At 60.3% G+C, this 10,235-nt stretch carries 10 protein-coding genes; 1 reads left to right on the top strand and 9 read right to left on the bottom strand.

Annotation, left to right across the window (positions count from 1 at the left end; translation table 11 throughout):
• From PHV01_RS12595 to PHV01_RS12560, 8 genes are all read right to left on the bottom strand, one after another.
• On the bottom strand, nt 1-1,073 hold a 1,073-nt coding region (locus PHV01_RS12595; protein ID WP_337291507.1), incomplete at its 3' end, for a methylmalonyl-CoA mutase family protein.
• A gap of 23 nt (nt 1,074-1,096) precedes the next feature.
• A complete protein-coding gene (locus PHV01_RS12590) occupies nt 1,097-1,642 on the bottom strand; it encodes a biotin/lipoyl-containing protein (protein ID WP_337291506.1) in 546 nt (181 codons plus the stop codon).
• Nucleotides 1,600-3,102 carry an acetyl-CoA carboxylase biotin carboxylase subunit gene (gene accC, locus PHV01_RS12585; protein WP_337291505.1) on the bottom strand — a complete coding sequence of 501 codons (1,503 nt, stop codon included), beginning with the start codon at nt 3,100-3,102 and terminating at the stop codon, nt 1,600-1,602. The genes PHV01_RS12590 and accC overlap by 43 nt, the downstream gene beginning before the upstream one ends.
• Nucleotides 3,103-3,144: 42 nt before the next feature.
• Entirely contained in the window at nt 3,145-4,704 is a 1,560-nt protein-coding gene (locus PHV01_RS12580) for a carboxyl transferase domain-containing protein (RefSeq protein ID WP_337291504.1), read from the bottom strand.
• Between the two features lie 18 nt (nt 4,705-4,722).
• On the bottom strand, nt 4,723-5,634 hold the full coding sequence (locus PHV01_RS12575; RefSeq protein WP_337291503.1) for a PfkB family carbohydrate kinase: 912 nt from the start codon (nt 5,632-5,634) through the stop codon (nt 4,723-4,725).
• A 15-nt stretch (nt 5,635-5,649) separates the two neighbouring features.
• On the bottom strand, nt 5,650-6,516 hold the full coding sequence (gene mtnP, locus PHV01_RS12570) for an S-methyl-5'-thioadenosine phosphorylase (protein ID WP_337291502.1): 867 nt from the start codon (nt 6,514-6,516) through the stop codon (nt 5,650-5,652).
• Nucleotides 6,501-7,856 (bottom strand): tRNA (N(6)-L-threonylcarbamoyladenosine(37)-C(2))-methylthiotransferase MtaB, encoded by a 1,356-nt coding sequence (mtaB, locus tag PHV01_RS12565; protein ID WP_337291501.1) that lies wholly within the window; start codon nt 7,854-7,856, stop codon nt 6,501-6,503. The genes mtnP and mtaB overlap by 16 nt, the downstream gene beginning before the upstream one ends.
• Entirely contained in the window at nt 7,840-8,328 is a 489-nt protein-coding gene (locus PHV01_RS12560; protein WP_337291500.1) for a ribonuclease H-like domain-containing protein, read from the bottom strand. The genes mtaB and PHV01_RS12560 overlap by 17 nt, the downstream gene beginning before the upstream one ends.
• Nucleotides 8,329-8,479: 151 nt before the next feature.
• Here PHV01_RS12560 and ychF point away from each other — a divergent pair, with 151 nt between their 5' ends.
• Complete coding sequence (gene ychF / locus PHV01_RS12555; RefSeq protein ID WP_337291499.1) at nt 8,480-9,559, top strand: redox-regulated ATPase YchF; 1,080 nt, start codon at nt 8,480-8,482, stop codon at nt 9,557-9,559.
• An 11-nt stretch (nt 9,560-9,570) separates the two neighbouring features.
• Here the strand turns inward: ychF and PHV01_RS12550 are convergent, their stop codons facing one another.
• Entirely contained in the window at nt 9,571-9,921 is a 351-nt protein-coding gene (locus PHV01_RS12550) for a DUF3147 family protein (protein WP_337291498.1), read from the bottom strand.
• Between the last annotated feature and the right edge of the window lie 314 nt (nt 9,922-10,235).

Here is a 10,235-nt window from a genome sequence, read left to right as displayed (position 1 = left end):
AACGACTGGACCCCGCCAAGGACCGCAGCAATGGCCTGCAATGCGACGCGGGTCAGATTGTTCTCGGCCTGCTGCGCCGTGAGACTCACGCCGGAGGTCTGCGCATGAAAGCGCAGCATCCACGACCTCGGATCGCGCGCTCCGCACCGCCCACGCATGATCGTTGCCCAGAGGCGACGAGCCGCCCGGAACTTGGCGATCTCCTCAAAGAGATCGCTATGGGCGTTGAAAAAAAACGAGAGCTGCGAGGCAACGCGATCCACGTCCAGCCCGGCGGCGACCGCCGCCTCCACATAGGCGATGCCGTCGGCCAGCGTGAAGGCGACCTCTTGGACCGCCGTCGAGCCCGCCTCCCGAATATGGTACCCGCTGACGCTGATGGCGTTCCAGCGCGGCAGATGGGCTGCGCAGTAAGCAACCGTATCGGTCACCAGACGCATGGAAGATCCGGGCGGGAAGATATAGGTCCCCCGGGCAATATATTCCTTGAGAATATCGTTCTGGATGGTTCCCGAAAGTCGATCCGGCGCGACGCCCTGTCGCTTGGCCACGGCCACATACATCGCCAGCAGGATGGCCGCAGTGGCATTGATGGTCATGGAGACACTCACCCGGTCGAGAGGAATGCCTCGCAGCAGCGTCTCCATATCGGCCAGGGAGTCGATGGCGACGCCCACCTTGCCCACCTCACCGGCCGCCATCGGATCATCTGCATCATATCCGAGCTGGGTGGGCAGATCGAAGGCTACCGACAACCCCGTCTCGCCTTGCTCAAGCAGAAAGTGGAATCGCCGGTTGGCGGCTTCCGCAACGCCATAGCCGGCGTACTGCCGCATGGTCCAGAGGCGACTTCGATACATCGTCGGTCGCACACCGCGGGTATACGGGTAGCTACCCGGGAATCCCAGTCGCTCCAGATAGTCATGGTTGGTAAGATCTAGGGGGGTGTAGAGGCGTTTCACCTCGATGCGGGAACTTGTCCGGAACTCTTGCTTCTGCTCCGGGGTGCGCGTGAGGACAGGCTGTAGGACGTTCACCTGCCAGCCATCGAACTCGCGCTTAAGCTTTGTCATGTGTTCTTCGTCGTCTATATCGCTTACTCAATCACAACCAGGACATCGCCTCCGCTGACACCGGCTCCTTCCTGCACCTTGATCTCTTTGATGACCCCAGCCCCGGAAGCTTTCAGCTCATTTTCCATCTTCATCGCCTCGATGACGACCACTCCCTGGCCCGCACTGACCTCTTGCCCTGATGAGACGAGTAACGCCACAACCTTTCCCGGCATCGGGGCCACAATCATCTGGCGGCCTCTCATGCCTTGGTCTGTCACGCTACTACTTCTTCGAGGACGACGCCCCTCATCCTGATACTCAATTCGGTACAGTTCGCCCTCTACCCAGACCGCCAGGATCCCCTCCCCCTCCTCGACCACATCGGCCTCGTAGGAGCGGCCCATGACGAGAAGCGAGAGGAGACTGCCGTCAACAGGACTAAAGTCGACCTCATAGGTCTTTCCGTCGATCTGAACCGGCACTGGCGATCCCGTCCCTTTCACCGCAAGCCTATGCCGTCTACCATACAGATCAGCGGAATAGGTCATCGTTGTCGCAACCCGGCGTGACGGGCGGCCAGCTTCCATGCACTCTGAACCTGGTCGCCCTGCCCGATAGTCGAGGGGGCTGCGCGCCGCCTGGTATGAAGATAGAGGGCCCCAGCGATCAGTGCGATCTCAGCGAAGGCCCCGTTCTCCGGCTTCAGACCTTTGGCCAGCCAGCTCTCCAGGAATTCCGTATGGATCTGGCCTGCAGCGAACTGCGGAAGGCTGAGGACCTGTTGGTGAAATGGGATGTTCGTTTTTACGCCGAGCACGACATACTCAGCCAGCGCGCGTCGTATCCGCTCCATCGCCTCGCTACGGTCCCGTCCCCAGGCGATCAGTTTTGAGATCATGGGATCATAGTAGATCGGAACGTCGCAGCCCTCATAGATCGCACTCTCGATCCTGAGGCCGGGTCCGCCGGGCGTGCGCAGCGCCCGGATTCGTCCGGGCGACGGCATGAAGTTGCTCAACGGGTCCTCGGCGTAAATACGACACTCGATCGCATGGCCGCGCAACTGGATCTCATCCTGCCGCACTGAGAGCGGCTCCCCGGCGGCAATCCGGATCTGCTCTTTCACCAAATCAAGTCCGGTGACCATCTCGGTGACCGGATGCTCAACCTGCAGGCGCGTGTTCATCTCCAGAAAATAGAAATTCTTGGACGGATCGACCAGGAATTCCATCGTCCCGGCGTTCGTGTAATCGACGGCCTTGGCCAATTTTACCGCCGCCTCTCCCATCCGACGCCTCAGGTCAGCGTCAACAAAGGGCGAGGGCGCCTCCTCAATGACCTTCTGGTGACGCCGCTGCAGCGAGCATTCGCGCTCTCCAAGATACACCACATTGCCGCGTCTATCGGCCATGATCTGCATCTCGATGTGGCGAGCAGCGCCCAGATACCGCTCCACATAGATGGCCGCATTGCCGAATGCGGAGGAGGCTTCGGATCGGGTAGCCCGGAGGGCACTGCCGAGCATTGCCTCGGTGGAGACGATTCGCATCCCTTTTCCGCCCCCTCCGGCGGAGGCCTTGAGGACCACGGGCAGGCCAAGCTCTCGGACCGCCTGGAGCACTTCCCCATCGGTGAGGTCTCGGATCGTCCCAGGGACAACAGGGACACCGGCCTTGCTCGCCAGACTCCGGCCGGAAGTCTTGCCGCCTACCGCACGGATGGCGTGAGAGGAAGGACCGATAAATACCAGTCCTTCTTCTTCGCACCGCCCGGCGAACTCCGCATTCTCCGACAGGAAGCCATAGCCTGGATGGATGGCCTTCGCACCGGCCATCTTTGCGGTTTCGATGATCCGGTCAATCTTGAGGTAACTCTGAGGGGAAGGGGCTGGACCGATCAGATACGCCTCGTCGGCCAACCTGACGTGCAGCGCAGCTCGGTCGGCCTCCGAGTAGACCGCCACCGTGCCGATACCCATCTCGCGGCAGGCACGAATCACCCGAACCGCAATCTCTCCACGATTCGCAATCAGGATCTTGTTAAACATGCTAAGTACCAGGGTATAGGGCCTACACCCTCTACCCTGTCCTTAAAGGGGGATATTCCCGTGTTTCTTTGGAGGGTTCGTCTCGCGCTTTGTCCGAAGCGACCTGAGTGCCCTGATCAACTTTGGACGAGTCTCTTTCGGCTCGATCACTTCATCGATGTAGCCCCGCTCTGCAGCAATGTACGGATTGGCAAACTTATCACGGAACTCCGCCACCTTTTCCGCACGGAACGAGGCGACATCAGCCTCCTCAGCCATCTTTCGCTTATGCAGGATGTTCACCGCTCCCTCGGGTCCCATAACAGCGATCTCCGCGGTCGGATAGGCGAAGTTGATATCGGCCCGCATATGCTTACTGCCCATCACGCAATAGGCGCCCCCGTACGCCTTCCGCACAATGACAGTGATCTTTGGTACCGTGGCCTCCCCATAGGCGTACAACAGCTTCGCGCCGTGCCTGATGATACCGCCGTATTCCTGGGCTGAACCAGGGAGGTAGCCAGGGACATCCTCCAGGGTAATGATGGGGATATTGAAGGCATCGCAAAAGCGAATGAAGCGGGCCGCTTTGACGGAGGAGCCAATGTCGAGACATCCGGCCAGCGCGGCGGGCTGGTTAGCGACAAATCCGACCGACTGTCCATCCAGACGCCCAAAGCCAACCACCATATTCTGGGCAAAGTGTTCCTGAACCTCGAGGAACTCGCCGTCGTCCACCACCATGCGGATCAACTCCTTCATATCGTACGGTCTATTGGGGTTGTCCGGGATAAGGGCGTTCAAGGCATCCTCTTGCCGCTCCGGATCGTCCCGGGACTCACAGCGAGGCGAGTCTTCCAGGTTATTCTGCGGGAGGTACGAGAGGAGTTCCCTGATCGAAGCCAGGCACTCCTGCTCCGAATCGACAGCAAAATGGGCAACGCCAGACGTGGCATTATGAGTCATCGCGCCACCAAGCTCCTCGAAGCTCACCTCTTCGTGCAGGACAGTTTTGATCACATCAGGTCCCGTCACGAACATATGGCTGGTGTGGCGGACCATGAGGACGAAGTCCATTAGGGCCGGCGAATAGACCGCGCCGCCGGCGCATGGTCCCATGATGGCCGCGATCTGCGGAATCACCCCCGAAGCTAATGTATTACGAAGAAACAGATCGGCATACCCCGCCAGCGAGACGACCCCCTCCTGGATTCTGGCTCCACCCGAATCGCTCAGACCGATGATCGGAGCGCCCATCTTCATGGCCAGATCCATCACCTTGCAGATCTTGGCGGCGTGGGCCCCGCTCAGGCTGCCGCCGAACACGGTGAAATCCTGGGCAAAGACGTAGACCTGTCGCCCATCGATCGTCCCGTATCCGATGACGACCCCGTCGCCAGGGATCCGTTGCTGATCCATGTCAAAGTCATGACACTGATGGGTGACGAAGGCGTCCAGCTCGGTGAAGCTCCCCGGATCAAGGAGCACGTCGATGCGTTCGCGCGCCGTCAGCTTCCCAGACTGGTGATGTCGATCGACGCGCTCTTGCCCGCCGCCTTGCAGGGCGGTTTCGCGCCGTTGGCACAGCTCTTCTAACTTATCCTTATGGCGCTCATTTGCCATCCCCTTCTCCCCTTCAGCCTACAGGTCTTCAAACTGCGCGAGGCGCTTGAACGCCTTGTATCTCGCCTCAATTTCAGGATAGGTCAGCCGTCGTAAGCGATCGAGTGAAAATGCCTCGACGTTAAAAGAGGCCATGACCGACCCCATCACGATTGCCTTTCGGATGTTCGCCTCCTCGAAATTCATCGTGTTGGCCAGATACCCGATGAAGCCGCCGGCAAAACAATCACCCGCTCCTGTCGGGTCAAACACAGAATCGAGGGGGAGCGCCGGCGCGGCAAACCATCCGCCCTTTCGGACCATCAGCGCGCCGTACTCCCCTCGCTTGATGACCAGTGAGGTCGGCCCCCAGCTCAGGACCTTTTGGGCGGCCCGAACCAGGTTCGGCTGGTCGGCAAGCTGCCGAGTCTCGGCGTCGTTGATCAGCAGGATATCCACCAACTTCAGGGTCTCCCGGAGCGCCTCGGGCTTCCCACCGATCCAGTAGTTCATTGTATCGGCCGCCACCAACCTTGGCGAACTTACCTGGCTAAGGACCTTCCGTTGCAGATCAGGATCGATATTGGCCAGGAAGACCAGGTCGCTCTCTTTGTACGCCTTGGGGATCTCCGGCTGAAACGCTGCAAAGACATTGAGTTGCGTCTCTAGTGTCTTCGCCTCGTTCAGATCGAACCCGTACTCTCCGGTCCACCGGAAGGTACGCCCCGGGACCCGCACCAGCCCTTCAAGATCAATCGACCGGCTCTTCAGAAACGCGAGGTGTTCTTCAGGAAAATCCTCCCCCACTACGGCCACAACCCGAACATCCGCAAAGAAGCTGGCCGCGACTGAGAAGTACGTGGCCGAGCCCCCCAATGCCTCTTTCGCATCACCGAATGGCGTGCGAACGGAATCAAGCGCAACCGAACCGACAACAAGGATACTACTCATGCTTTACCTCGCACCTTACTGAACATACTTCCCAATAATCGGTCGCAGCAGCTCCGGAATGTCGGCGGTGATTATATCGCGAGCGGTAATAATCGCATCGTGCATCGCGCTCCCGCACGAGCAGCCTTCCCTGCCGGTTGGAAACGACGCCACCGTGGCCTTGATGATGGCCTTGGCGGTTTCGGCGTTTTGCTTCAGGATCGCCACCACCGCCTCCACCGATACATCCTGCTCTGTCTCGTGCCAGACATCATAATCGGTCACCAGGGCCAGCGTCGCATAGCAGATCTCGGCCTCGCGGCAGAGCTTTGCCTCCTGCAGATTGGTCATCCCGATGACATCCACTCCCCAGCTTCGATAGATCCGCGACTCGGCCCTGGTCGAGAACTGCGGCCCCTCGATGCATAGGTATGTACCACCGAGATGCATTCGAGCTCCCACCGACTGCCCGGCAACGAACAGTAACTTTCCCAGAATCGGACAGGTCGGATCAGCAAAACTTACATGCGCGACGAGGCCACGCCCGAAGAAGGTGCTGGCCCGCCCCTTCGTGCGATCAAAGAACTGATCCGGAATGACAATATCCAGAGGCGGGAGGTCCTCGCGCATGCTGCCCACCGCCGAGGCGGAGATTACCCGCTCCGCGCCCAGGAGCTTGAACCCGAAGATGTTCGCCCGGAAATTCAGCTCGGATGGCATCAGGCGATGGCCGCGTCCGTGCCGCGCGAGAAACGCCACCCGTCGCCCTGCCAGAGACCCGATGATGTAGGCATCCGACGGCGCCCCGAAGGGGGTCTCGACGCGCCGCTCCTCGACCCGCTCGAGTCCATCTATTTCGTACAGCCCACTGCCGCCGATGATACCGATCAGCCCCTGAGCCATCTTCCCTCCGACGTTGGTATGAAGCCGTTTGCGTCTCGCGCGCGCAAGCGGCCAACGGTCTCCCGCTCGCTCACCGCCTCGATGCTCAGATCGACCATGCGGCCGATACCCTCCTCAGCGTTGTCGAGTCGTACCGTAATATAGTTGTCAGTCAGCGCCTGCAGCCGCCCGGTTCGCGCATCCCGCCCGTCCAGGACGACAGCCGCGAACGACTGTCCCACCTGTGTCTGTCGAAATGCGCGCCATTTCGCATCACTCAGCGTCCGGAGGGCAGCGCTCCTGGCAGCTCTTACATCCTTGGGAACCTGGTCCGGCATTGAGGCCGCAACGGTTCCCTTCCGCTGTGAGTAGCTGAACACATGCAAATACGCGATCGGTAGACCTTCGAGCAGCCGGTAGGTCTGCTCAAACTCTGCGTCACCCTCGCCTGGAAAGCCGACAATGACATCGGTTCCGATGGCGATCCCCGGGACCGCCTCAGTGAGCCGTTCCACCAGCCGGCGAAAATCATCGGCCGTGTGCGCTCGCCGCATGCGCTTCAAAACTGTCTCATCGCCGCTCTGTAGCGGCAGATGCAGGTGGCGGCAGAGGTTCCCGAAGCGGCCAAAGCAGCCGATCAGCTCCTCCCCCACCTCGTGCGGATCGAGTGAGCTCAAGCGCAGCCTCGCGGGTGCCGCCGCCTCCAACATTCGGGCCACCAATCCGGCAATGGAACTGCCGACCGACAGGTCGCGCCCGTACGTGCCCAGATGCGTCCCGGTCAGGACCACCTCCGGATAGCCGGCCTCCACGAGGGCCCGCAGGTCGCGCAATGCGGCATCGTTCGGCTGACTCCGGTTCGGCCCACGTGTCTCCGGCACAATACAGAAGGTGCAACGATAATTGCAACCGTCCTGTACCTTGAGCAACGCCCGACTCCGAGCAGCGCCGACCGGCGGCGGAAGCGGGCTAAAGCGGGCGGCTCGCTGTATATCGCCGACGGCAATGAGCGGCGACCGCTTGTCACGCAGACCCGAAATCAGCGCAGGCAGTTGTGCCTTCTCGCCATTGCCTGCGACCAGATCGACACCAGGGATCGCCGCAACCTCCCGGGCAGCCGCTTGGGCATAGCAGCCCGTCACAACCACACGAGCCGACGGATTACGGCGAATCGCCCGTCGGATCATCTGTCGCGAGTCGGCGTCGGCCTCCTGCGTCACGGTGCAAGTGTTGATGATGAACAGATCGGCCGCTTCGTCTGGACCGACCGCCGTGTACCCATCCCGTCGTAGCGACTCCTGGAGCGCATCGCTCTCAGATTGATTCTGTCGACACCCCAAGGTCTTAATCGCGACGCGCATACGTGCCTTCGATCTCCATGAGCCGCGCTTCGAGAACCGGCAGGTTCAGCACATCCTCGCTGTTGTAAGTAAGGAGCATCTGCAGCGCCTCCTGGTCACCGCCATCCTCGTATCGGGACCAAAGCCGCATCGCCTCCATACCATCAATCCCCTTCGAACGCCGGGAGATGCGGAGCTGCTCCTCCACCCGTTTCAGCCCGCCGTATAAACCATATCGCCAGCATGTATACATCAGATCGTGGGATTGGAACGCCTCGCAAAGGTCGAGGCCCAGTCGGCGGCGGATTACCGGAAGATCGAAGCGGCTGCCGTTGTACGTACAGATCGTCTGCACGCCTTCAAGCGCCTGCCAGACTGTGACATCGCTGATCTTGGCGCCGATCAACTGGACCAGGCCACGGTCGGTAGTATACAGGCCCACCACCGTGATGGCGCCATCGAACGAGGTTTCGATATCCAGGTAGGCCTTCATCGGTCCTTGAGCTTACCACAGGTCGGGGAAAATTCAATTCAAAAGCACACAAGCGAGGCGGTTTTAGTGGCGCGCACCCTTAAGCCTGTGATACTGTGACAAGGCTGCATGAGCGGCCTACCAGGAAGACTTTATTCGGGGGAGAAACCAGATGCGAATCGGTATTATTGGACTGCCGGCCTCCGGCAAAAGCACCGTGTACCGGCTGCTGACCCACGGCCAGCCAAGCCACCAAGCGGGCCAGCTTGGGGAGGCCTCGATCTCTGTGGTCAAGGTCCCCGATCCTCGCCTTGACCGTCTGGCACTCATGTTCAAGCCAAAAAAGCTCACACCTGCCAGCTTCGAGCTCGTGGACTTCGCCCCACTCGTGAAAGAATCGGGTAAACCCACCAGCCCTGGCGGACAGCTCCTCCCCCAGATGCGGCAGGCTACTGCCCTTCTCATGGTCGTTCGAGCCTTTCAGGACGAGCGGGTTCCCCACATCGAAGGGCGGGTCGATCCGGCCAAGGACGCGGCGACACTGCAAGCCGAGTTGGTATTGGCCGATCTGGATGTGGTCGAGAAGCGAATCGCCAGGATCGAAGAGGCGCTCCGAAAAGGGAAAAAGGCCGAGAGTCCTCAGGAGCTGGCCCTCTTGAGGCGGTGTTACGCCGCGCTGCAAGAGGAACAGCCGCTACGGGGGATGTCACTGACCGCTGAAGAGGAGCGCCTGCTTCGCGGCTTTCAGTTCCTTATGGCCAAGCCGAGCCTCTTAGTGGTCAATACCGGTGAAGAGGCCGGCGGAGAACCCGACGAGCTTGAGGCCCAGCCGGCGATGGGGAGTTTCCGGCCTGCCTCAATAGCCATATCGGCCAAGCTGGAACTTGAGTTGGCTGACCTGAGCCCCGATGAAGCAAGCGCCTTCTGTGCTGAGCTCGGTCTGGGGGCTTCCGCGGCGCCGCGACTGCGCCAGGCCTGCTATGACCTCCTGGGCCTCACGACGTTCTTTACCGTCGGCAGCGACGAGGTGCGGGCATGGATGATCCCTCAAGGCGCAACGGCGCTGCAGGCGGCCGGGGCTATCCATAGTGATCTGGAAAAGGGGTTCATCAGAGCAGAGGTGGTGGCCTATGAGGCGCTCATCCGCTGCGGGTCGCTGGCAGCGGCCAGAAACGAAGGGGTACTGCGGCTTGAGGGGAAAGAGTACCTCGTGGCCGACGGCGACATCATGACGATCCGCTTCAATGTCTGATTGGGCGGAACCTACAGGCTCACACCCAAACGCTCCAAGAGCCACATGAGTCCAATGTATGCGCCGACCGTAAGCGCGCAGGCGACGCCGAAACCAGGCCAAAACGCGACGCCCGAGCGAAGAAGAAACGGCAGGACCAGGAACAGTGGGAGCGAAGCCAGTACCAGCCAAAAGATGCTCTGCGACAGCGCTGCGACAGATTGAGTGTTGCCCGTACCAATGTAGAGCCAGATAAAGGCGAGAAGAGACGTGAGGGGCAGGGACGCCAGCAACGCGCCCCAGAACGAACTACGCTTCCCAAGCTCAGAAACTGCGACGACCACTGCTGCCGTGATCAACACCTTCACTGCGTATTGCCACATACCCCTCTTTCACGCCCAATAGCATCGTAGGTCGGGTTAGCGTAGCGTAACCCGACAATCCGATTCTATCACTCCTGCCCCATCTCCTCGAAATCCATCGCACCCTATTCCTAATCCGCGGGATGCATCTCCGTCTCAACATGCGACGAAGAGCTGGACTGCGGCTACTCCATCGTCGATAGCACAAGGATCTTCCCCCGAAAAAGTGGACACGACTTCACGTCACCAATCCCTCATACTCTTCCGGCGTGTGGTAGTCAATGCCAGAGTGCAGGCGGTGGTGGTTGTAGAAGCGGATGTAGAGCTTGAGCGCC

The sequence above is a fragment of the Candidatus Methylomirabilis sp. genome (genome assembly GCF_028716865.1).
In the GTDB taxonomy this organism is placed as follows: Bacteria; Methylomirabilota; Methylomirabilia; order Methylomirabilales; family Methylomirabilaceae; genus Methylomirabilis.
The sequence above is the reverse complement of the archived record's forward strand: the minus strand, read 5'-3'. Positions and strand labels throughout refer to the sequence as shown.

Bases quoted from the DNA above. Each gene is read 5' to 3' on its own strand.
- ychF (WP_337291499.1), top strand. From the start codon at position 8,480: ATGCGAATCGGTATTATTGGACTGCCGGCCTCCGGCAAAAGCACCGTG.
- PHV01_RS12590 (WP_337291506.1), bottom strand. From the start codon at position 1,642: ATGGAAGCTGGCCGCCCGTCACGCCGGGTTGCGACAACGATGACCTAT.
- mtnP (WP_337291502.1), bottom strand. From the start codon at position 6,516: ATGGCTCAGGGGCTGATCGGTATCATCGGCGGCAGTGGGCTGTACGAA.
- mtaB (WP_337291501.1), bottom strand. From the start codon at position 7,856: ATGCGCGTCGCGATTAAGACCTTGGGGTGTCGACAGAATCAATCTGAG.
- accC (WP_337291505.1), bottom strand. From the start codon at position 3,102: ATGTTTAACAAGATCCTGATTGCGAATCGTGGAGAGATTGCGGTTCGG.
- PHV01_RS12560 (WP_337291500.1), bottom strand. From the start codon at position 8,328: ATGAAGGCCTACCTGGATATCGAAACCTCGTTCGATGGCGCCATCACG.
- PHV01_RS12550 (WP_337291498.1), bottom strand. From the start codon at position 9,921: ATGTGGCAATACGCAGTGAAGGTGTTGATCACGGCAGCAGTGGTCGTC.
- PHV01_RS12575 (WP_337291503.1), bottom strand. From the start codon at position 5,634: ATGAGTAGTATCCTTGTTGTCGGTTCGGTTGCGCTTGATTCCGTTCGC.
- PHV01_RS12580 (WP_337291504.1), bottom strand. From the start codon at position 4,704: ATGGCAAATGAGCGCCATAAGGATAAGTTAGAAGAGCTGTGCCAACGG.